Origin of the sequence: Phaeobacter sp. HS011 (assembly GCF_018101215.1) — a bacterium.
GTDB lineage: Bacteria > Pseudomonadota > Alphaproteobacteria > Rhodobacterales > Rhodobacteraceae > Phaeobacter > Phaeobacter inhibens.
Genome location: NZ_JAGEUF010000005.1, coordinates 174,954 through 196,525, shown reverse-complemented (window position 1 = coordinate 196,525; position 21,572 = coordinate 174,954). Strand labels below are relative to the sequence as shown.

The window sequence follows — 21,572 nt, the reverse complement described above, 5'->3', positions numbered from 1 at the left end:
ATCTAGAGTTGGAGAGAAAGGCGTCTCTCTTTGAAAAACCACTTCATAGAGACAGGTTTCAGGCGGCGCGGTCTGTCTCTGATAACCCCGCCCTATAGAGAACCGGGAAGGGTCTGCGCGCGGGCGCTGGGCGGTTGTTTCCAGCCGATGTTGAACGCGTTGTCGTTCTTGAACCGCTTGGGCTCTGTGCAGGGTAGAGAGGCTATCAGATGGTCTGCAAGGTCTTGCCACCCATCATGGTCCGTATGCCCCTCGTTGAAAGCAGGAACGATGATACAGGCTGATGCACCCGCGTTTCCGTCAGCGTCTCGGTGGTCCCAGATATGGGCGGCATAGTTCTTTTCGTTGCTTGCGCATTTGAGGCCCAGCCTGTGCCCCAGCGCATTCAGACTGGCGGAGCGAAAGCCGGAGCGCACGATGATCGGACCGAACTCAGACACGATGGGTTCCAGCACATTGGCGCATAGCCCGCGCCCCACCTCGATAGCCAGTTCAGCGTCATCGGGCATGTTGACGACGCCATAGGCCGCAGCGATTTCAGAGTGGAGGAACTGGCGGAACGTGAAGTGCTTGGACAGCTTGATGCGTCCGAGCCTTTCCAACTCCCAGAAGGTTGATTTCATGTCAGACCTCAAGTCGAGAGGGTGCAAAGAGCAGTGTTGCTGGTGCGGTTCGATGCGCGCAAGCAGTCCGCGCCCCTTGCACCCGGGTTCATTTTCGAGCGAGGTCAGTCAAACAGCTCATCGACTGCTGACTGATCAACCTGGCCTGCGAACTCGGCAAGGCGCGCTTCCGGAGCGTAGGGGGCTTGAAAGGATTTCAGATCACCTACGCTAGTAATGTGGTCAGATGCCTCTCCGTCGATGGGGGCGACTGCCAGTTGCCCATTCTGAAGCCTGCCCACGACAAACACATCCCAACTGGAAGGGTTGGAGAACGACTGAAGAATGCAGCCCACAAGATGCAGGCCGTCAACAGCTTTGCGTCTGCATGTCACGGCGGCATATCGGCTGTTGTCAAAGTAAGACGACCTGTTGCCCTTGAGGTTCATTTCATAAAACCCACGCAGGGCCGCGAGGGCTTCCTTTGCATCAGATCGAGAGGTCGCCGCCGCAAGTTCTGGTGCGACCACAGCCCAGCCCTTGCTATTTGCTCGACAGTAGGTAGGCCAAGGGGCACTCATGGAAAGCTTGTTGAGCTCCCATTCCTTGATCCCTAGCTGAGACGCGAGGTTCACCGTTAGATCCCGCTGTAACGCGTCATATCGCCCCGTGATTTCTTTGCGGGCTTTTTCACCAAGGTTAGCGTCCAGCTCGGCATCACGCTGTTGAGATAAGGTGCGTTGTGCCGCCTTCATCTCGCACCACCGCGCGATTGCTTCGGCGTTGTTGCGAAGTTGAGAGGCTGTCGTGATGGCCTGCCCATCGGAACTCGGCGCTGTCGCAGCCGAAGCTGTTTCTACGCGGTCGGTGGCACTCTCCAGAGCGAGCGGTGCTGATGCTTTGCCGCTGCTCGCGTCAGCCAACCCCTCGCCCAATACCCCGCCCAGAGCAGCGGTACACACAAGGGCGCTGAAAGCTGAACCTGTGGCCAGCCACGCTCCCTTCCTGCGACGGCTTCTGAATAGAAGCATGACCAGCCCGACCAATACGGCGATGGAGGAGGCAAGAATAGCTAGAGATAGAATAGTAGTAATGACGTTCACGTCTAAACTCCCAATGTTCCAAAGAAACGGTCACCAGAGCGCCTCTGGTGACCGGGGAGTTAGTAAGCCGCCAAGCGACAGCCGCTACGGCCTTCGGGCCAAGGCCCTATTGTATACGCCGCAGCCTCCCCGACCATAAAGGTTGAGGAGGCATTTTTCCGGTCATGCCAGACCGCGCTTGGAGGGGTTACTAAGCCCCGAGGTCACGCCGTTTTACGTAGCCCTGCCAACATTTTACCCTGTGCCAGAGCCTAACTCAAGGAGAATGGGGCATAGCTGACAGGTGATTTCGAGGCATGCACAGGGGCGTCGCGGTAGCCTTGCTGCGGTGCGTACCAATTGCGTTCTAGGGGGCTGACATCGGAGACACGCTAAACGGCTGAGCTATGCATTAGTATCCTGCTCTGAAACGCCTTCGCCACCGTGCACCTCAGCAAGAAGCACCTCTCTGGCACGCCGATATTTCGGGGCAAGAGTGCGGACATGGCCACTGTTGGGGGCTAGGAGTACTCGACGCCTTTGCAGTAGAGCGACAGCCTTGCGAAGCCGCTCCTGTGGCATTGGTGCAGCTCCATTACGTCTCACGATGAGGCTAATAAGCATCTGCTGTGCAGTGGCTATTCGGCGTCTGTTCTCCGCTGTGTTGGCTAGGTCGCGGTGTTCATCATTCACGGCCCGCATAATCTCCCGAACCAATTCGTAAGGCGGTGACTGTTCGACGTGCGTAGTCCCACCGGGAAGGCCCGGGCGCAACATGTCCAACGCGCTGTTCACGTGGGTGGTTGCATCTTCAGCAATGGCCTCCATCAGGGCGATCATACCCTCAAGGTCTGATGTGGTCTGTGCCGTGAAGGGGAAGTTCCGGTCGTTCAGGCGCTCATCAAGCGCGGTGCGGGCCTCCACTCGGATACGTTTGTTAGTCTTCGCATAGATGACCAGCTCAAGACCTCGTGCCAGATCCACCCTATAACCGATTTCGTTGCCTTGGATGTAGTCGCTTTGGGACCAGTCGCTGATGCGCAGGTTTCTCATGTTCTGGCTCAGGGTGCGGATGTATGGGCGCAGGCTTTCTATCGTCTGCAATGGGTTGTCGCACTGGAACTCATGATAGTTCTCGACGCTTTGCAAGCTGAAGCGCGGCAGGAAGGCGAACTGGTTCGGCATGTCAGGATCTTCCAACTGCGCTCGCAGGCGCTGATCGAAGAATTCCAGCCATGCACGAAAGTAATTGTCGCGCAGGTGCCTGTAGTGGGGCGGCTGGGACATGAGGTGACGTCGCACGTCGATGATGACGTTGTCATGATTGGCGAGGGTGAACTCGCCTTCGTGGTTGCCGTCAGCCACGCCGCGCCGGGAGGTGAGTAGCATTATCTCGGGATAGGTGAACCCCGGTTCATTTCTTTGGGAAGCGGCGTCCCGCAGGTACTGATGGTTGATCATCCGCGTAGGGTTAAGGGTTAGCTGCGCGGAGATGTGATAAGGCGTCGGTTCGAAGTCATCGGGATCATATGGCGCTGGCTCTTCAAATTCTTGCCCGGCCTGAAGTGCCTCGCTTCGCCGCTGGAGGTACTCTTCTCTTTCGTGCCTTAGCCTCTGCAGTTCGATTTCAGGAAAGGGGGTGCGTCCCACGCGGCTCTGGTCTGAAAAATCCAATGTGCCTCTGGCGAGAGGTAAGCCGTACAGTGGACCGTCCTGATCATTGATCGGTCGCTTAGTGAATTGAACGGACCTGCTTCGATACCCATAGTCGCGCGGGGTGTTGAAGATACGTCGGGCAGCTAAGTTTTGGTTGCCGGGGATCGCATGCTCTTCTTGAGCGATTTGCGTGGCCGCGTGAAAAGCCTCGCCTGCTATGTCGTGGAAGGTCCAGTCTCCCTCTATTTGACGCGCACCCTGTCTTGTTTGGCGGTGTCGGCGCTGACTTGTATCGTGCTGTCAAATAGAGGGAGACGTCTATAGCAGTATTGTTGGTAGCAGAAGTGTAAATCTGGGGTGGTTAAGAAGGCCGGGTGGTGAGCTATAGGTAGCTTCTGACTGGTGCCATATCTGAACGAGGGCTGACCTCTGCGCGTTGATAACGACTGTAGCACAATCGCCACATGGTGGCAATGGCCTTAGAGCTTTCCAAACAGCCCCTGTCTGAGTGTCGAGCCTTGCCCCATCGGCTTAGAAGTGGCTGAGGTCCAGCCCTTCCCAAGTGGTTCTCCATAGCTCATCATGAGGTCATGACATCAAGCCGCCACCAGCGTAGGTTGTCTATCCCTCTCCAACTAAGTGGGCGCAGGAAACTAACCGGAACGCTGTCGCAAATGATCAAGCGTCAGGCCCTCGTATCTGACCTTGGCAACCTCGCTAGCAGCCGCCTTAAGCGCAAGGCTCGACGCATAGTGATCGGCAGTATCCTTAGATGACCAACCACCGACTTGACGAATGATATCCGGGTTCGCCTTGGCATAAGACATCGCCCCACGAAAGCAGTATCGAAAGCTGTGAAACACCTTCGAGCGGTCACTGATGCCAAGGCCGCGAATGTACCTGCCAAACCAGTCGCCCACATTGCGGGAGACTTTGCCGTCGCTGCGAGCCGGTAGTTCTGGGAAAAGATAGTGCTGCCCTTCAGCTTTGCGCCGTTGGTGAAACTCAAGAAGCCCCAACCTTACCAACTCAGGGTGTATCGGGATACGACGCACGGAGTTGTCATTCTTGAGGTGCTTCCTGCGCCCGGTTTCCAACTGGTCAGTCTCTTCAGCAATGTCCCACTCTGTCGAGATGAAGGGGATACCGTCCTGCTCTCCGATAGCGGCTACCTCAAGCTGGCAAATCTCTTGCAGTCGCATACCGGAGAAGAGCGCAATCAAAGGCACCCAGTAGCGCGCGTGCATAGGAAAGGTTTCTGGATCGAAGCTCATGCGCGTCCGCGCTGGGCTAGCGTTTTCCTTATACGCCTTGCCAAAGATCATGCTCAACTCAGCATCGGTAAACGGTCCACGCTTCTTCAGGCTGGGTGGGTTGGCAGATTGGGCCTTAAGGCCGAGCGCCACGTTCTTGTCAGCGATCTCCTCAACCACGCAGAACTGCAAGAAGGCCCTGAAGTTTGAGAAGTGCTTGTTCAAAGTAGCGGGTGCGATAGTTTGGCCACCAGCCATCTCATTGGCGCGGCTGGCCTCTGGAACGGTCATGTGCCGGAACTCAGAGTGCTTGGCGGCATTGGGGGGAAGGTGCTCCAACATATGCAGGAAGTCGCGCGCATCCTGCCGTGTGATGTCCCGGATCGGTTTGTCCGGCCCGAAGAAGTCCTTCATCATCTCACCGAAGGCTTTGAGGTATTCGACGGACTTGAGCCGTAGCTTGCGCTTGTCGGACAGATACTGCTCGAATGTATCCCGCAGGCAGGCGCAGCATTCTGAATGCGCCACAGAGTGTGTGGCCAAGGCGGCGCTGGGCGCAAGGTCCGGCGTGAAGTCGCCACGATAGCGATCAAGGCTTCTGCGTTCTGATCTGAGGGCTTGGCGCATCAGCAAACTGGTTAGTGTGCTGCGTGTGTCACTGGACAAGTCAAAGCCGTGCTCCGTGAGAAGCGCTTTTGCCCGCTGCTGGAAAGCCCCCAAGGCCGATGTGTCGCCGTTCTGGATGACAGCGATGTCTTCCAGCGTGTTGTGTAGCGCCGCTCTCTGCGCCTCGGGATCACCAAGTAGCTCGGTTGCGTTGCGTTCCGCATCAGCCTCGATCTGGGCAAAGTAGGCTTCGGAAAGTGCAGTCAGGTCTTGCTCAGTCGCGGTGACCGGATCGTGGTTATAGGTGGAACGGATGACTTGGAACGCCGCCTCAAGTTCGTTGCGGAGCGCGAAGTAGGGGGCCTTAGCATCGGTGAGTTTGCGCACATTGAGCGTCCGCTTGAACTCCTTCTTCACGCTGAGCGGCTGGCCGCGCTTTCTACTGGTCAGCGCATCTCGCCATTTACTCAGCCGTGCACCCGGGTTCACGGCAAGAGCTTTCCAGACCGATGGATCTCCCTCAATCAGCGCTGCAATGTCTTGCGGTATGCGCATTCGGACGGCGTAAACACCGCTCGGCTTTCGAACTAGGCCGGGATATGCAGACAAGTCTTCCACACCTCGTGTGTACCACCAATGTGTACCACTCGGGAAGATAAAGCTGTTTGATTTCAATGCCCTCCTGTAACATCAAGTGTTTAGGAGGTGTTTGGTGGAGCCTAGCGGGATCGAACCGCTGACCTCCTGCATGCCATGCAGGCGCTCTCCCAGCTGAGCTAAGGCCCCAAACCGCCGCGTTTCGTTTCCGTCTCGCGGTGTGTGTCGGTGATTTAAGGGAGGCTGGCGCGTGCCGCAAGCGGAAAATGCACCATCGTCCTAGATTTTTTCGATACCGGTTTTCCAGCTATCTTTGGCGGTATCCGGGGGAGGTGGCAGCACCTCCCCCAAGGGCCTTGTGGCCTTAGGACTCGTCGTCTTCGGACGCGACGTCGGCGATCTCGTCGAGCGAGACGTTGTCCTCGTCATCATCGTCATCCAGGACGTCGTCGCCCAGATCCAGATCGACATCATCTGCATCGTCAAGCACCGCGTCATCACCGTCGGTGTTTTCCTTGGCCTTGCGGCTTGCCGCGTCTTCGGCGTCGGCTTCGATCATGCGGCTTTTGCCGTTGTTCAGTTCGACAACCTCACCGGTGTAGGGGCTGACGATCGGGTTCTTGTTCAGGTCGTAAAAACGTTTGCCGGTTGTCGGGCAGACGCGCTTTACACCCCATTCTTCATTGGGCATGTGGATCCCCTTGATTTTCTGCTGAGTCGGTTCGACGATTCAGGTGCCTTGCCATATGCGCCGGGTACTGTCAAAGCCTTTGCCAAAAGGGGAGGCCGTCATGGCTGATCATCACCTGCCCGGAGACCCGCCGGTTCCACTGACGCTGCGCCGCTCTGCGCGGGCGCGGCGGATCAGTTTGCGTATCTCTGGGCTGGATGGTCGGGTGACGCTGACGCTGCCATCACGGGTTCCGGATCGCGAAGCGCTGGATTTCGCGCGGGAAAAGGAAGGCTGGATTCGCGATCACCTTGCACAGCATCCCGAGTGCATCGACGTGGATTATGGCTGCGTGCTGCCGATTGATGGCCAGCCACGGCATGTGGTTGCCGGGCGCGGACGCAGAGTGCTGTTGGACCTGGACCAGTTGACGGTACCGGGTGCCGCCAGCGGGGCAAAGCCCGGGCGCCGGATTCAACGGTATCTGCAGGAGCTGGCGCGCGATAGGCTGGCGGCCGCCTCTGATCACTATGCAGCGGCGCTGGGACGGCCCTACAGCCGCATCAGCCTGCGGGATACCCGATCGCGCTGGGGGTCGTGTTCGTCAGACGGGGCGCTTATGTACTCCTGGCGATTGATCCTGGCACCGTCTGAGGTGCTGCGCTATGTCGCCGCGCATGAGGTGGCCCATCTGGCGGAGATGAATCATTCGCCCGCGTTCTGGGCCACCGTCCGGCAGCTATATGGCAACTACGACGGCGCGAGAGAGTGGCTGCGCCGCGAGGGCAATCAGTTGCATCGCTACCGTTTCTGACGGTGTCGGGGCGGCGGGCCTGTGTTCGGCGAGTGGTACCGGTTGACCTGATCGGGATTTGTGATCACAACACCGCCATGTCCGATCCTGTATCCAACCCCATTCGCCCGACTGTTGAGCCGCCCACGGGCTCTGCCCACGACCGTGTCTACCGCGCATTGCGTACCCGGATCATGCACGGTGAGATGGCACCGGGGGAGGCGCTGACGCTGCGGGGGATTGGTCGTGAGTTTGATGTGTCGATGACGCCCGCCCGCGAATCGGTGCGGCGGCTGGTGGCCGAAGGAGCCTTGTTCCTGTCGTCTTCTGGGCGGGTCTCTACGCCGGAGCTGACAAACGAGCGGATTGAGGAACTGGCAGCCTTGCGGGCGTTGATTGAGGTCGAGCTGGCCAGCCGTGCCCTGCCGCGCGCGCATATCGCGCTGATCGACCGGTTGCAGAGCATCAACAGCAATGTTGCCGAGATGATCTCCAAGCGGGATGCTGTCGGTTATCTCCGCACCAATCTGGAATTTCACCGAACGCTGTATCTGCGGGCACAGGCGCCGGCCATGCTGGCGATGGCGGAGACCGTCTGGTTGCAGCTGGGGCCGACGATGCGGGCGCTTTATGGCCGGTTGCGGCGGACCGAGCCGCCGCAGAATCACAAGTTGATCATTGCCGCGCTCAAGGCGGGGGATGAACCGGGGTTGCGACTGGCAGTGCGTTCAGATGTGACGCAGGGGCTGCGGATGCTGGCGGGGTAGGGCGTGTCGTCAGTTATCGCCAAGCGCATCGCCCAAGGTCTCCGTGCCGCTCTGGCTGGCCTTGGGCACAACGCGGTACATGGCATTTATCCAGCAGAACAGGGCAAAGCCTAGAAGGCCGAGGCAGAGAGCCGTGACCAGGATCTGCCCAAAAACCTGCTCCTGCAGCCAGTCAAAGACACTGCCGATACCGTCTGGATTTTCGGCTGAGGCCGAGATGGCGGCCTTTAAGATCAGCGCTCCGATAACGCCAATAACAACGCCGTTCGCGGCGACCCCCATTTTGAGCAGGGTATTGAGGCGTCGGGTGAGCTGATTGGCCCTGAGGTGTACCCGGTAGCCTTCGTCCCATGCTTTGTGAAGGTAGTAGCCAGCTGCGCCTAGGGTCAGAAGACCTGCTGCGCCCAAAAGCATTGTGCCAGTTGAAGACGCTGCAAGCTCAGTAAGCGTCCCGCCGCCGGAACTGCCCTCAGATTGGTGATCGATTAGAACGGTGACGGCAAGGCCCGCCATGACGAGATGAATGAGACCTGTCACGATCATGGCTGTGCGGGCGACAAGCCCTTTCATGCCCCTGCCATAGGCTTCGAGATCCCAGATGCTGTCGACAACACGCCAGAGTGCGTAGGCCGCCAGCCCAAGAATGATGAATAGCAGAACGATCGTGCCCCATCCGCCGTCCAGCCATTCCAAGGCCGCAGTGGTTCCCTTTGCCTCTCCTCCCTGCCAGATCGACCAGAGAGATGTGCCGGCAATCGTCAGATAGACCAGCGCCCGACCACCGTAGCCTGCACGCATGATGGGTATTGCCCAGGAAAAGTCATCCGGGTTGATCTGGTCCAGGATCTCATCGCGGGTTTGCTGCGAGGGCAGGGCGCGATTTGCGAGCCCTGATTTTAGATGGTCTGACATGATAGTGCTCCTGACCCCGGGAAAGGGCATCTACCAGTCAAATGCGCAGAATCGGTCAATTGTTCCGAAGCGGACCTTCACTGACGGGACACGAATAGAAAAACCCCGGCCAAGAGGCCGGGGTTTCGCATTCAGATCAGGATGTTGTGTGCGAGGTTACGCCGCCAACCCCTGGGAGCCGATGTCCAGGAACTTCTGGCGGCGGTCCTTGATCAGGGCCGCGGCGTCCTTGCCGTCCAGCTCTGCCAGCATGTCGGCCAGTGCGCCGCGCACCGCCTCGAAGGCGGCTTCGGCATTGCGATGGGCGCCGCCCAGCGGCTCGGGGATGATTTTGTCCACCACCGCCAGCTCCTTGAGGTTTTGGGCGGTGAGGCGCAGGGCCTCTGCGGCCTCGCGCATTTTCTCGGCATCCTTCCACAGGATCGAGGCGCAGCCTTCGGGGCTGATCACGGAGTAGACGGAATGTTCCAGCATCGCCACACGGTTGGCAGTGGCAAAGGCCACAGCACCGCCAGAGCCGCCCTCACCAATGATGATGGAGATCAGCGGTACGCCGATTTTCAGGCACATTTCGGTTGAACGGGCGATGGCCTCGGACTGGCCACGCTCTTCGGCCCCTTTGCCAGGGTAGGCGCCTGCGGTATCGACCAATGTCACCACGGGCAGACCAAACCGGCCGGCCATTTCCATCAGGCGGATTGCCTTGCGGTAGCCTTCGGGACGGGCCATGCCGAAGTTATGGGCGATACGTGCCTTGGTGTTGGAGCCTTTCTCATGGCCGATCACCATCACAGGCTGATCGTTGAAGCGGGCCAACCCACCCATCACAGCCAGATCATCGGCAAAGTTCCGATCGCCGGCCAGCGGTGTATATTCTGTGAACAGCGCGTCGATATAGTCGCGGCAATGGGGGCGCTCCGGATGACGAGCCACCTGACATTTCCGCCAGGGTGTCAGATCCTTGTAGAGATCGATCAGCAGCTGCGCCGCCTTCGCATCCAGGGCGGCGGCCTCATCGGTCAGATCAGCCTCTTCATTTGCCCGTGCCAGGGCGCGCAGTTCTTCCGCTTTGCCTTCGATTTCGGCCAACGGTTTCTCAAAATCCATGTACTGGGTCATGTCGTCTCACTCGAGCGGTTTGCCCGATATATGGCCCCAAGGGCCGACGGATGCAACTCAGCAAGATTTGTGAAGTGCTACTATGGCATCCAAATCGGGTCAGAAGAGGGACGTTTTCCATGAGCAGCTCTTATGAGAACCGCATTCTGCGGGTGCTGGGATATATCTACGACAACCCGGAGGGGGATCTGTCGCTGGATGCGCTGGCGGATGTTGCGGCGATGTCGCGGTTTCACTGGCATCGGGTGTTTCGCGCCCTGACCGGTGAGACCTGCGCGCAAGCGGTGCGCCGGATCCGGTTGCATCTGGCCGCAACAGCGCTGGTACAGGGCGCAGCCCCGATCGAGAGCATCGGTCGCGCGGCGGGGTATCCCAATACCCGATCTTTTGCGCGTGTCTTTGCCGAGGCTTATGGGGCGTCGCCCGCGGCCTTTCGCAGGAAGGGCCGTCTTCTGCCGCCCAATCCCAACCTGATGTCCCAAGGAGATCCCATGTACCCCACCATTATTCGCACTGAACCCGCCCGCACCCTGGCCGCATTGGCCCATAAGGGGGCCTATAGTGAGATCGGTCGTAGCTTTGAGGCGTTCTCAGCGCTGTGCACGGCACGCAATCTCTGGCCGCAGATGCGCCAGATGATCGGTGTCTATCTCGACAGTCCCGATACAGTCCCCGATGCGGAGCTGCGCAGCTATGCCGGGGCAAGCACGGCCGAGGGGGTCGCTCTGCCTGAGGATATGGAAGAGGTGGCTCTGCCTGGGGGCAAGACTGCGGTGATGACCTATAAGGGGCCGTATTCCGGCATCCATGCCGCCTATGGTGATCTGTTCGGTGCGTGGTTGCCACAGTCGGGCGAGGAACCCGCCGATGCGCCCTGCTATGAGATCTATCTCAATGATCCACATCAGGTCGCACCGGAGGAGTTGTTGACGGAGATCTGCCTGCCGCTGAAGTGACGCTCAGCGCTGCAGCAGGATCGCGGCCAGCGACGCGAGAAGCAGGGCGGCCATGGTCCAGTTGAAAGCCCGCAACTGTGCGGGGCGGGTCAGCAGCCGTCGCAGCTGCTGGCCCAGCAATGTCCAGGTCGAGGCCGAGAAACAGCCCACCAGCAGATAGGTGCCGGATACCCAGAGAATAGCAGTCACATCGCGGCTGGCTGCATAAAGGGTGATCGCGCCAAGGGCCATTGCCCAGGCCTTGGGGTTGACCCATTGGAACGCGCAGGCCTGCAGGAAACTCAGCGGTGTGCCCTGTGCCTCGCCTTCACGGGGAGGCGCCGCATTGGCGACTTTCCATGCAAGCCAGAGCATATAGGCCACCGAAAGCGCCGTCATAATCCAGGTGAGCGCTGGGAAAGCATCAAAGAGCTGCATCACCCCGAGGCCGACCGGCAGAATCATCAACGGAAAACCGACCGCAACACCTGTGAGATGCGGGAGTGAGCGGCGAAAGCCGAAATTTGCACCGGAGGCCATCAGCATCAGATTGTTGGGTCCGGGCGTGAAGACAGTGCCAAAGACAAAGGCGGCGAGGGCGAGGAAGAGTTCGTAAGTCATGACGATGAAAATGCAGGGCATTTGAGCGAATGAAATTGCGTTCTCTACGAATTGGCGTCATGTTTTGCAATAAATGGCGAAGCTGGATCAAATAAACGACAGGATATTGCAGGAGTTGAACCGCGACGGGCGGATCAGCAATCTTGAGCTGGCGGATCGCGTGGGGCTGTCGCCTTCTGCCTGTCTGCGTCGGGTGCAGGAGCTGGAGCGCAGCGGAATCATCACCGGATATCGTGCGGTGTTGAACCGGCAGGCGATGGGCGTTGGCTTCGTCACCTACATTGGGGTGGGTCTGGGCGAGCATACCAAAGAAGCGCAAGAGGCGTTTGAGGTGGCCATGCGGCGGGCGCCGGAGGTCGTGGAGTGCCACAATATCACCGGAACCATCGAATATCTGTTGCGGGTCGAATGTGCGGATCTGCCCAGCTACAAGCAGTTTCATACCGACATTCTGGGGACCTCTCCCTATGTGACCTCAATCACCACCTATGTGGTGATGGGATCGCCCAAGGATATGCGGGCCTGAAAGCCGGGGCGGCGTTTTTTGAGTATTTTGGGAAAGGTGACGGGGCTGACGTCAGTCCGCGCCTGTGAGGTTCTGCATGGCGACGGCGGGGGAGGCCAGCACCGGAATCTCTGTTTCAATCAAGGCGGCAGCGCCGGCCATGGAGGCCTGCGCCAGCACCACGCAGGAGGTGTCTGCCACCAGGGCGAGGCTGGTGCTGACCCAAGTGGCGATCTGTTTGTGGAACAGATCGGTTTCGCCTGCGGTGAAATGTGACCAGAGGCCGGTCAGAGGCAGGGTGCGGATTTCCGCTGATTTGCCGAGGTCGCTGAAGGCGCGCTCCAACAGGGCGGTTGAGGGTGCGCGTGTGCTTTCCAGACAATAAGCAATCAGCACCGGTCCGCCGATCTGCGCCGCAGCCTGCATCATCGGCCAGTCGAGCCGGGTGGCGCCGGCGCTTTCGGCCAACTCGCCCAATGTGGTGCAGGTGCAGAGGACAGGGCCGGTCAGGCGCTGGATTTCGGCGGTAATTTCCTGGCGAAGTGCGTCATCGATGCCGTCTTGTGCCCGCTCCAGCCAGTCGGGACGGACGATATGATGCAGCTTTGCTGTGCCCGCCAGCGCATCGAAGCTGGCGACATGGACCTCGGCAGTATGAAACAGGGTGAGATCGACCATGTGTTTCGCCTACCTTTGTCTACATCTTGACGGATCATTGTTTTTCCGGGGGCACTGTCGCACCCCCGGTTTTACAAATCATTAGCCGTTCTGGGCGATCAGCTCCGATTGGGCGACGATCACCTCGGCCTGTTTGATGGAGGCGATATCGACCAGACGTCCCTTGTAGACAGTGGCCCCTTCGCCATTGGCCTTGGCTTGCTCCATAGCGGCGAGGATTTCGCGCGCCTCACCTACGGCCTCATCCGAGGGGGTGAAAACCTGATTGGCCAGCGCGATCTGTTTGGGGTGGATGGCCCATTTGCCCACCATGCCCAGCGTGGCGGAGCGTTTGGCCTGGGCGATGTAGCCTTCGTCGTCGGAGAAATCCCCAAACGGACCATCGACCGGCAGAATGCCATGTGTGCGGCAGGCAGCGACAATGGCGGCCTGCGCCCAGTGCCAGGGATCGGACCAGTGTTTTTCACCCGCGCGCAGCATGTAGTAATCCTCCTGCGTGCCGCCGATGCCGGTGGTCTGCATGCCCATCGAGGCGGCAAAATCCGCCGCACCCAGGCTCATTGCCTGCAGGCGGGGGCTGGAGGCGGCAATGGCTTCGACATGGGCGATGCCGGCGGCAGATTCGATGATCACCTCGAAGGATATCGGTTTGGTTCGGCCCTTGGCGCGTTCAATCGCCGTGACCAAGGCATCAACGGCATAGACATCTTCGGCGCAGCCCACTTTGGGGATCATGATCTGGTCCAACCGGTCGCCCGCCTGCTCCAGCAGATCGACCACATCGCGGTACCAATAGGGCGTATCCAGCCCGTTGATCCGCACGGAGATGTATTTGTTGCCCCAGTCGACGGTGTTCAGGGCCTCGATCACATTGGCGCGGGCCACGTCCTTGTCCGAGGGCGCGACCGAATCCTCGAGGTCGAGGTTGATCACATCTGCTGCGGAGGCCGCCATTTTGGGAAACAGCTTGGTGTTGGAGCCGGGGCCAAACAGTTGACAGCGGTTCGGGCGGGCCGGGGCGGTAGGTTGGATGCGAAAGCTCATGTTGGCGACCTCTGGGTAATGATATGTCGTAATCGATTGTCGTTTTGGTATTAAATTGCAACATGCCCCGCAAGTCTTTTGTGCAGATGCAGCATTGCGCGCGCAGAAACAGTCACTGTGAGGACCGACCGGAGTGAGAACACAAGCAAGGAACGGGCGTATATTATCCATGACCGGGAGGATCTGCTGACATTACGTGCAAAATTCGAAGATTCATGCGTCAATTTTCAGATGTTGCGCAGAATTCGGGATCCCCTCGCATGGGGCCTCTCTTACACTCGCGCGGAACTCGACTTTTACTGAGGAGGCCCCGCCATGATCGAGACCCCATATCTGCTGTTCCTGGGCGATGCGCCCGATATGCTGGCCGCCAAGGTGGCCATCGGTATTCGCGATTGGCGCCCGGACCACGCCGTGGGCCAGATCCGCCTGCCGGGCTGTGGTGCCGATCTGGGGCTGGCCGACATGACGCTGGCCGAGGCCAAGGCGGCGGGTGCCAAAACGCTGGTGATCGGTGTGGCCAATCGTGGCGGTGTGATCTCTCCGGCATGGAAAGAGGTGCTGATTGCGGCCCTTGAGATGGGCTATGATCTGGCGTCCGGTCTGCACAATCTGCTGCGTGACGAAGGTGATCTGGTCGCGGCAGCCCAGACCCATGGTGGCACCCTGCATGATGTGCGCGTGCCGACCGTTGGCTATCCGATCGCCAATGGGGTGAAGCGCAGCGGCAAACGCTGCCTCGCTGTTGGCACCGATTGTTCAGCGGGCAAAATGTATACAGCCTTGGCGATGGATGCCGAGATGCAGAAACGCGGCATGAAGTCGACTTTCCGCGCGACGGGTCAGACGGGTATTCTGATCACCGGCCACGGGGTGCCGTTGGACGCGGTAATCGCGGATTTCATGGCAGGGTCGATCGAGTATCTGACCCCGGATAATGAGGACGACCACTGGGATCTGATCGAGGGGCAGGGCTCATTGTTTCACGTGTCCTATTCCGGTGTGACCATGGCGCTGGTGCATGGTGGCCAGCCGGATGCGCTGATCCTGTGTCATGAGCCGACCCGTGAGCATATGCGTGGTCTGCCGGGTTACAAGCTGCCGACCCTTGAACACCTGCGCGATACGGCGCTGCCGCTGGCGCAGGTGTCCAATCCAGACTGCAAAGTGGTCGGTATCTCGGTCAACACCCAGCATCTGAGCGAAGATGAAGCGAAATCCTATCTCGCTGAAGTTGAGGCCCGTATGGGGCTGCCTGCGGTGGATCCCTATCGCCATGGAGCAGGCCGCCTGGTGGACGCGCTGAACGCTGTGTGATCTAACCCCTGCTGCCGCCGGGGGTGAGCCGAACGGTTCGAAGCCTCCGGCGGGAGTATTTTTGGAAAGATGACAATGGGGCGCCCGGCACCACGCGCGCGCCCTGAGCCTTATCCGGCTCTTTTGACAAAGACCACAACCGCAGTGATGGAGAGACATATGCAGATCAGCGTGACACCCGATACTTTCAAGCTGGCGCAGGTCTTTACCATTTCCCGCGGATCACGCACCGAGGCCAAGGTGCTGACCGTGTGTATCATACAGGACGGCGTGACCGGCTGTGGTGAATGCGTGCCCTACGCGCGCTATAGCGAGACGCTGGAGAGTGTGACGGCCGAGATCGAAGGTCTGCCAGAGACGTTCAATCGCGCAGAGCTGCAATCGCTTCTGCCTGCGGGTGCCGCGCGCAATGCGGTCGATTGTGCGCTCTGGGATCTGGAGGCGAAGCAGGCTGGCAAGCGTGTCTGGGAGCTGGCAGGTCTGCCAGAACCAAAGCCGGAAATCACCGCCTATACGCTGTCGCTGGACAGCCCTGAAAACATGCAGGCGCAGGCCGCCAAGAATGCCCATCGCCCGTTGTTGAAGATCAAGTTGGGCACCGCTGATGACATGGCCCGTCTGGAAGCCGTGCGCGCCGGTGCCCCGGAGGCCCGCATTATTGTTGATGCCAACGAAGGCTGGAGCGCCGAGGTCTACGCCGATCTGGCCCCGCATCTGGTGCGGTTGGGTGTTGATCTTGTAGAACAGCCTCTCCCTGCGGGTGAGGATGCTGCGTTGCTGGGGATGGAGCGGCCAGTGCCGGTCTGTGCAGATGAAAGCTGTCATGATCGCGAGAGCCTCGCAGCGCTGGAGGGCAAATACGATGTCATCAATATCAAGCTGGACAAGACCGGCGGTCTGACCGAAGCGCTGAAACTGCGCGATGCGGCGCTCGCGCAAGGCTTTGAGGTGATGGTGGGCTGTATGGTCGGATCTTCGCTGGCCATGGCGCCTGCGACACTTGTGGCACAGGGCGCGGTGGTCACAGACCTTGACGGACCGCTTCTGTTGGCCGAAGACCGCGAGGAACCGTTGGATTTTGACGCAGACGGCGTGCACCCGCCCAAAGCGGCCTTGTGGGGCTAAGGAGAGAAATATGACCCGTACCGTATATGTAAATGGCGACTACCTACCCGAAGGGGACGCCAAAATCTCGATCTTTGACCGCGGCTTTCTGATGGCTGATGGCGTCTATGAGGTGACCTCGGTTCTGGGCGGAAAGCTGATTGATTTTGAAGGCCATGCCGTGCGTTTGAAACGGTCGCTGGATGAGCTGGAGATGGCGGAACCCTGCTCGAAAGAAGAGCTGCTGGAGATCCACCGTAAGCTGGTCGCGCTGAACGAGATTGAGGAAGGTCTAGTTTATCTCCAGGTCACACGTGGCTCGGATGGGGATCGTGATTTTGTCTTCCCCTCGGCGGATACCAAACCCACAATCGTATTGTTCACGCAGAACAAACCCGGCCTGGCGGATAGCCCAGCGGCCAAGAAGGGTGCCAAGATCATCTCGATCGAGGATATTCGCTGGGGTCGTCGCGACATCAAGACCGTGCAGCTGCTCTATCCGTCCATGGGCAAGATGATGGCCAAGAAGGCCGGGGCCGATGACGCCTGGATGATCGAAGATGGTCATGTGACCGAAGGCACCTCCAACAACGCTTACTTCGTGAAGAATGGCGTGATCGTCACCCGTCCGCTCTCCAATGACATCTTGCACGGCATTACCCGCAAGGCGGTTCTGCGCATGGCAGAAGAGGCGCAGATGAAGATCGAAGAGCGCCTGTTCACCATTGAGGAAGCGAAAGAGGCGGATGAGGCGTTTACCACCTCGGCCTCCGCCTTTGTGATGCCGGTGGTTGAGATCGACGGCGTGGCGCTGGGCGATGGCACACCGGGCCCGATCGCCAAGCGCCTGCGCGAGATCTATCTGGAAGAAAGCATGAACGCCGCGATCTGATCGCGCATTCACCGCTTACTGAAAAGGCCGCCCGCATGAGTGCTGGGCGGCCTTTGCCTTTTGGTGGCGTCTAATTCAGGCCGACGGCTTCAGAGCAGGGCAAGCAGCTGTTTGGCGGCCTCTTCCGAGGAGGCGGGGTTCTGGCCGGTGACCAGCTTGCCGTCGGTAAGGGCGAAGGAGGCCCAGTCGTCACCTTTTTCGTAGGTGGCGCCATTCTGAGCCAGCATGTCCTCCACCAGGAAGGGCACGACATCGGTGAGGCCGACGCCGTCTTCTTCGCTGTTGGAGAAGCCGGTGACACGCTTCCCTTGCACCAGCGGCGCGCCATCCGCATCCTTGGTGTGGCGGAACACGGCCGGGGCGTGGCAGACCGCGCCGACGGGACGGTCGCTGTGCGCGAAGGCCTCGATCAGGCGACGGCTGTCGGCGTCTTCGGCCAGATCCCAGAGAGGACCGTGACCACCGGGGTAGAATACCGCATCAAAGCCATCATCTTTGACTTCTGCCAGCGGTTTGGTATTGGCCAAGGCATCCTGCGCGGCGGTATCTTCCTTGAACCGGCGGGTGGCATCGGTCTGGGCGCTTTCGTCATCGCTCTTGGGATCGAGCGGGGGTTGGCCCCCTTTGGGGGAGGCCAGTGTGATGTCGGCGCCTGCGTCTTTCAGCACATAATAAGGCGCGGCGAATTCCTCCAGCCAGAAGCCGGTTTTTTCGCCCGTGTCGCCCAGTTTGTCGTGGGAGGTGAGAACCATCAGGATTTTCATCTCGGGTCTCCTTTGTTTTTGGAGTTCAGATCAGTCGGCGAGGTGGATGACGCGCTTGCCAAACGCTTCGCCTCTCAAGAGACCAACGAATGCTGCAGGCGCTTGTTCCAGGCCTTCGATCATTTCTTCGCGGTATTTCACTTTGCCGTCCTGCACCCAGCCGGTCATCTGCTTGGCAAATTCCGGGTAGAGATGACCGAAATCGTCAAAGACGATGAAGCCGCGCATGGTGATGCGTTTGCGCAGCAGCTGGCCCATCAGATAGTTCATCCGGTCGGGGCCTTCGGGCAGGGCGGTGGCGTTATATTGGGAAATCAGGCCGCAGAGCGGGATGCGGGCAGAGGGGTTGAGGCGTGGCATCACCGCGTCAAAGACGGCACCGCCGACGTTTTCAAAGTAGATATCGATGCCATCCGGAACCGCCTTGGCGAGGTCGTCAGCAAAGCCGTCTGCCTTGTAGTCAATGCAGGCGTCAAAACCCAATGTGTCGATGACGTGCTGGCATTTCTCAGCCCCACCGGCGATGCCCACGACGCGCAGGCCGAGGATCTTGCCGATCTGGCCGACAGTTGCGCCAACCGGGCCGCTGGCGCCTGCGACAACCAGTGTTTCGCCTTCTTTGGGCTGGCCGATCTGAGTGAGACCCGCCCAGGCGGTGAGGCCCGGCATGCCCAGAACGCCAAGCGCCCAGGAGGGGTTCTGCGGGTTCTTGCCCATGTTGATCACGCCGGTGCCGTCCGACAGCGTGTAGTCCTGCCAGCCGCCGAATGCGACGACCCAGTCGCCTTTTTCATATCCCTTGACGTTGGAGGTGACGACCTCGGCCACGGTGCCGCCAACCATGACTTCGTCGATTTCGACAGGGGCGGCATAAGAGGGCGCGCTGCTCATCCGGCCACGCATATATGGGTCCAGCGACAGATACTCGTTGCGCAGCAGCATCTGGCCTTCGCCCGGGGTGGGCACTTCGGTGGTTTCCAGGCGCAGGGTGCTGTCTGTCGGCTCGCCCTTGGGGCGTTCGGCGAGGACGAACTGGCGGTTGGTGGTGGATGTCTGTGTCATGTTTAGATCCTTTTCTGAAGGGATTAGACCGATCGTCTAGTGATCGGCAAATTTTTTTGACGGCAACCATTTGCGCCAGAACGGCTCTGACGGGCTAGGTTTGCCGGGGCGGGGGAAGCATGGTCCGGGTCTGGACCATGGCGGTGTCAAACGGGGTGCTGTCTTGCGACAGATGGGCCATCAGGCTGGCCCCAAGCCAGATCTGATAGAGGGATGTTGCAGTCTGGACGGGGTCGACGTCCGGGCTGAGAGAGCCGTCCTGCTGGCCTTTACGCAGGCAGTCGGCGAGCCGGGCAGTAATGCCTTCGACGGCCTGTTGCAGGATGCCACGCATCGCCGGGGAGAGATCCGCGATTTCAGCGGCCAGTTTGACGATGAGGCATTTTTGACCGGCCATGTCTGAGCTCTGCCGGTCTTGCCAGGCGGTGACATAGGACAGCACCTGATCGCGCCCTGTCAGCGACGGGTTGTTCAGCGTTGGCGCCAGCTCAATCCGGTACTGCTCCACGTAATGGCGCAGCAGGGCGCAGCCGTAGTCCTCTTTGGAGGAGAAGTAGTGGTAGAAAGACCCCTTGGGCACCTGTGCCGTCGCCAACAGCTCCGTCAGGCCGACGGAGGTATAGCCACGCTGCGCTGTCAGGGTGCGTCCAGTATCTAGAATATGCAGTCGGGTGTCACTCATGTGGGTAGACATAAGCTCATTAGACCGATTGTCTAGTGGAGGTCGCAACTTTTTTCCGGTCCCCCAAAAACGAGACAAGGCCCCGCGTCTGCGAGGCCTTGCGCTGGCTGATGCCAAGTATTCGGGAGGCGTTACTTGATCATCAGTTGCGGGGAGACGACGTCGATGCCGAGGGCTTTGCCGACCGCGAAATAGGTCAGCTTACCAGCATGGACGTTCAGGCCGTTCAGCAGATGCGGATCGTCAGCGCAGGCTTGCTTCCAGCCTTTGTTGGCCAGATTCAGCAGGAATGGCAGAGTCGCGTTGCCCAAGGCCTGAGTCGAGGTACGGGCAACGGCGCCCGGCATGTTGGCCACGCAGTAGTGCATGATGCCGTCGACCTCATAGATCGGGTCGGCGTGGGTGGTGGCCTTCGACGTTTCAAAGCAGCCGCCCTGGTCAATGGCGACGTCTACGAGGACTGCGCCGGGCTTCATCTCGCTGAGTTGTGCGCGAGACACCAGTTTCGGGGCTGCGGCACCGGGGATCAGAACCGCACCGATCACCATGTCTGCATCACGCACCAGCTCAGCGGTGGCCCCTGCGGTGGAGTACTGGTTCTTGAAGTCACGACCAAAGACATCGTCGAGATATTTCAGGCGGGCCAAGGAACGGTCGAGAATGGTGACATCCGCGCCCATGCCAGCGGCGATCTTGGCTGCGTGGGTGCCAACGACACCGCCGCCGATCACCACGACTTTGGCCGGGGCCACGCCGGGGACGCCGCCCATCAGGACGCCACGACCGCCATTGGCCTTTTGCAGGGTATAGGCGCCAACTTGCGGTGCCAGACGGCCGGCAACTTCGGACATCGGGGCCAGCAGAGGCAGACCGCCACGGTCGTCGGTCACGGTTTCATAAGCAATCGCGGTGCAACCGGAGTCCAACAGGTCGCGGGTCTGGTCCGGATCGGGGGCCAGGTGCAGGTAGGTGAACAGCAGCTGGCCTTCGCGCAGCATCTTTCGCTCAACCGCCTGGGGTTCCTTCACCTTGACGATCATGTCGGCGGTGGCAAAGATTTCTTCTGCGGTGTCGATGATTGCGGCACCTGCGGTGGTATAGTCTTCGTCGGTGAAGCCTGCGCCCATCCCGGCACCGGCCTGAATCAGGACGGTATGACCATGGTTTACGGCTTCACGAGCGGCGTCCGGCGTCATGCCGACGCGGAATTCCTGCGGCTTGATCTCTGTGGGGCATCCGATTTTCATGTAATCACTCCTCCTACATGCTTGCGCTATTGTGCCGCAGAAAGGGTGAGATTTGCTGCTTTTTTAGGCGAAATAAAAAGGTGCATATCGAAGGTTCTTCGAATAAGTTCGACCTTCATCGAAGGATCTTTCACGATATGTCACTTGATCACACGGATCGTCGCATCTTGCAGGTATTGCAGAAGCAGGGTCGGATTTCTAATGCAGAGCTCAGCGAGCAGGTGAATCTGTCTGCATCGGCCTGTCACCGGCGCGTGCAGCGGCTGGAGGCTGATGGATATATCCGTAATTACGTCGCTCTCTTGGATGCGCGCAAGATGAACCTGCCGGCAACCGTCTTTGTGGAGATCACGCTGCAAAGCCAGGCGGATGAGTTGCTGGATGCCTTTGAAAAGGCAGTGGCGCGTATCCCGGATGTTCTGGAGTGTCATCTGATGGCAGGTACTGCGGACTACATTCTGAAGGTGGTGGCTGAAAACACCGATGATTTTGCCCGCATCCATCGCCAGCACCTGACGCGACTGCCTGGTGTGGCCCAGATGCAAAGTTCCTTTGCGCTACGCACGGTGTTCAAAACCACGGCGCTGCCGGTCTGATACACGTACCCGCGCGGGTCTTCGCGTGGCTTGTCAGGCGAGGGGATCTGGGAAAGACTGCCCCGGCA

Annotated in this window: 22 protein-coding genes and 1 tRNA gene; 8 read left to right on the top strand and 15 right to left on the bottom strand. The window is 59.5% G+C overall.

Features of this window, described 5'->3' with window-relative positions; all coding sequences use genetic code 11:
* Nucleotides 1–92 precede the first annotated feature (92 nt).
* The 6 genes from J4721_RS11490 to J4721_RS11465 form a co-directional block, all read right to left on the bottom strand.
* On the bottom strand, nt 93–623 hold the full coding sequence (locus J4721_RS11490; RefSeq protein ID WP_211002724.1) for a peptidase M15: 531 nt from the start codon (nt 621–623) through the stop codon (nt 93–95).
* Between the two features lie 104 nt (nt 624–727).
* A complete protein-coding gene (locus J4721_RS11485; RefSeq protein ID WP_211002723.1) occupies nt 728–1,705 on the bottom strand; it encodes a hypothetical protein in 978 nt (325 codons plus the stop codon).
* A gap of 384 nt (nt 1,706–2,089) precedes the next feature.
* Nucleotides 2,090–3,358 carry a hypothetical protein gene (locus tag J4721_RS11480; protein ID WP_211002722.1) on the bottom strand — a complete coding sequence of 423 codons (1,269 nt, stop codon included), beginning with the start codon at nt 3,356–3,358 and terminating at the stop codon, nt 2,090–2,092.
* 635 nt (nt 3,359–3,993) lie between these two features.
* Nucleotides 3,994–5,808 (bottom strand): site-specific integrase, encoded by a 1,815-nt coding sequence (locus J4721_RS11475; protein ID WP_211003476.1) that lies wholly within the window; start codon nt 5,806–5,808, stop codon nt 3,994–3,996.
* A gap of 101 nt (nt 5,809–5,909) precedes the next feature.
* Nucleotides 5,910–5,985, bottom strand: a tRNA-Ala gene (locus J4721_RS11470).
* Nucleotides 5,986–6,160: 175 nt separating this feature from the next.
* Entirely contained in the window at nt 6,161–6,487 is a 327-nt protein-coding gene (locus J4721_RS11465) for a TIGR02300 family protein (protein ID WP_014875934.1), read from the bottom strand.
* A 100-nt stretch (nt 6,488–6,587) separates the two neighbouring features.
* Between J4721_RS11465 and J4721_RS11460 the strand changes: the two genes are divergently transcribed.
* Together J4721_RS11460 and J4721_RS11455 are read left to right on the top strand one after the other, a co-directional pair.
* Nucleotides 6,588–7,280 (top strand): M48 family metallopeptidase, encoded by a 693-nt coding sequence (locus tag J4721_RS11460; RefSeq protein ID WP_044040840.1) that lies wholly within the window; start codon nt 6,588–6,590, stop codon nt 7,278–7,280.
* Between the two features lie 77 nt (nt 7,281–7,357).
* Nucleotides 7,358–8,026 (top strand): GntR family transcriptional regulator, encoded by a 669-nt coding sequence (locus J4721_RS11455; RefSeq protein ID WP_014875932.1) that lies wholly within the window; start codon nt 7,358–7,360, stop codon nt 8,024–8,026.
* Between the two features lie 9 nt (nt 8,027–8,035).
* Here J4721_RS11455 and J4721_RS11450 read toward each other — a convergent pair whose 3' ends face one another.
* Together J4721_RS11450 and J4721_RS11445 are read right to left on the bottom strand one after the other, a co-directional pair.
* On the bottom strand, nt 8,036–8,938 hold the full coding sequence (locus J4721_RS11450; RefSeq protein ID WP_211002720.1) for a DUF1206 domain-containing protein: 903 nt from the start codon (nt 8,936–8,938) through the stop codon (nt 8,036–8,038).
* A gap of 156 nt (nt 8,939–9,094) precedes the next feature.
* Nucleotides 9,095–10,057 (bottom strand): acetyl-CoA carboxylase carboxyltransferase subunit alpha, encoded by a 963-nt coding sequence (locus J4721_RS11445; RefSeq protein WP_211002719.1) that lies wholly within the window; start codon nt 10,055–10,057, stop codon nt 9,095–9,097.
* 119 nt (nt 10,058–10,176) lie between these two features.
* Here J4721_RS11445 and J4721_RS11440 point away from each other — a divergent pair, with 119 nt between their 5' ends.
* The gene (locus tag J4721_RS11440; protein WP_076617444.1) at nt 10,177–11,013 is read left to right on the top strand and encodes a GyrI-like domain-containing protein; all 837 of its coding nucleotides are present in this window, start codon (nt 10,177–10,179) and stop codon (nt 11,011–11,013) included.
* A 3-nt stretch (nt 11,014–11,016) separates the two neighbouring features.
* Here the strand turns inward: J4721_RS11440 and J4721_RS11435 are convergent, their stop codons facing one another.
* Nucleotides 11,017–11,613 carry a LysE family translocator gene (locus J4721_RS11435; RefSeq protein WP_173677682.1) on the bottom strand — a complete coding sequence of 199 codons (597 nt, stop codon included), beginning with the start codon at nt 11,611–11,613 and terminating at the stop codon, nt 11,017–11,019.
* 73 nt (nt 11,614–11,686) lie between these two features.
* Here J4721_RS11435 and J4721_RS11430 point away from each other — a divergent pair, with 73 nt between their 5' ends.
* A complete protein-coding gene (locus J4721_RS11430; RefSeq protein WP_014875927.1) occupies nt 11,687–12,139 on the top strand; it encodes an Lrp/AsnC family transcriptional regulator in 453 nt (150 codons plus the stop codon).
* A gap of 51 nt (nt 12,140–12,190) precedes the next feature.
* On the opposite strand, the gene J4721_RS11425 is transcribed toward J4721_RS11430, so the two are convergent.
* Together J4721_RS11425 and J4721_RS11420 are read right to left on the bottom strand one after the other, a co-directional pair.
* Nucleotides 12,191–12,796 (bottom strand): hypothetical protein, encoded by a 606-nt coding sequence (locus J4721_RS11425; RefSeq protein ID WP_102855468.1) that lies wholly within the window; start codon nt 12,794–12,796, stop codon nt 12,191–12,193.
* An 81-nt stretch (nt 12,797–12,877) separates the two neighbouring features.
* Nucleotides 12,878–13,840 (bottom strand): CoA ester lyase, encoded by a 963-nt coding sequence (locus J4721_RS11420; RefSeq protein WP_211002718.1) that lies wholly within the window; start codon nt 13,838–13,840, stop codon nt 12,878–12,880.
* Between the two features lie 315 nt (nt 13,841–14,155).
* On the opposite strand from J4721_RS11420, the gene dgcN reads away from it, so the two are divergent.
* The 3 genes from dgcN (at nt 14,156) to J4721_RS11405 (ending at nt 17,153) form a co-directional block, all read left to right on the top strand.
* A complete protein-coding gene (gene dgcN, locus J4721_RS11415; protein WP_211002717.1) occupies nt 14,156–15,157 on the top strand; it encodes an N-acetyltransferase DgcN in 1,002 nt (333 codons plus the stop codon).
* Between the two features lie 159 nt (nt 15,158–15,316).
* Nucleotides 15,317–16,282 carry an N-acetyl-D-Glu racemase DgcA gene (dgcA, locus tag J4721_RS11410; RefSeq protein WP_211002716.1) on the top strand — a complete coding sequence of 322 codons (966 nt, stop codon included), beginning with the start codon at nt 15,317–15,319 and terminating at the stop codon, nt 16,280–16,282.
* A 10-nt stretch (nt 16,283–16,292) separates the two neighbouring features.
* Nucleotides 16,293–17,153 (top strand): D-amino-acid transaminase, encoded by an 861-nt coding sequence (locus J4721_RS11405; protein WP_014881177.1) that lies wholly within the window; start codon nt 16,293–16,295, stop codon nt 17,151–17,153.
* A gap of 89 nt (nt 17,154–17,242) precedes the next feature.
* Here J4721_RS11405 and J4721_RS11400 read toward each other — a convergent pair whose 3' ends face one another.
* The 4 genes from J4721_RS11400 to ald all read right to left on the bottom strand — a co-directional run bounded on the left by J4721_RS11400 (nt 17,243) and on the right by ald (nt 20,908).
* A complete protein-coding gene (locus tag J4721_RS11400; protein WP_102914458.1) occupies nt 17,243–17,917 on the bottom strand; it encodes a type 1 glutamine amidotransferase domain-containing protein in 675 nt (224 codons plus the stop codon).
* 30 nt (nt 17,918–17,947) lie between these two features.
* On the bottom strand, nt 17,948–18,979 hold the full coding sequence (locus tag J4721_RS11395; protein ID WP_102855466.1) for an NADP-dependent oxidoreductase: 1,032 nt from the start codon (nt 18,977–18,979) through the stop codon (nt 17,948–17,950).
* 94 nt (nt 18,980–19,073) lie between these two features.
* The gene (locus J4721_RS11390) at nt 19,074–19,661 is read right to left on the bottom strand and encodes a TetR/AcrR family transcriptional regulator (RefSeq protein WP_231739837.1); all 588 of its coding nucleotides are present in this window, start codon (nt 19,659–19,661) and stop codon (nt 19,074–19,076) included.
* A 131-nt stretch (nt 19,662–19,792) separates the two neighbouring features.
* Nucleotides 19,793–20,908, bottom strand: a complete 1,116-nt coding sequence (ald, locus tag J4721_RS11385; RefSeq protein WP_014881174.1) for an alanine dehydrogenase — start codon at nt 20,906–20,908, stop codon at nt 19,793–19,795.
* A 137-nt stretch (nt 20,909–21,045) separates the two neighbouring features.
* Between ald and J4721_RS11380 the strand changes: the two genes are divergently transcribed.
* Nucleotides 21,046–21,504, top strand: coding sequence for an Lrp/AsnC family transcriptional regulator (locus J4721_RS11380; RefSeq protein ID WP_014875917.1), 459 nt, complete (start codon nt 21,046–21,048; stop codon nt 21,502–21,504).
* The last annotated feature ends 68 nt before the right edge of the window (nt 21,505–21,572 follow it).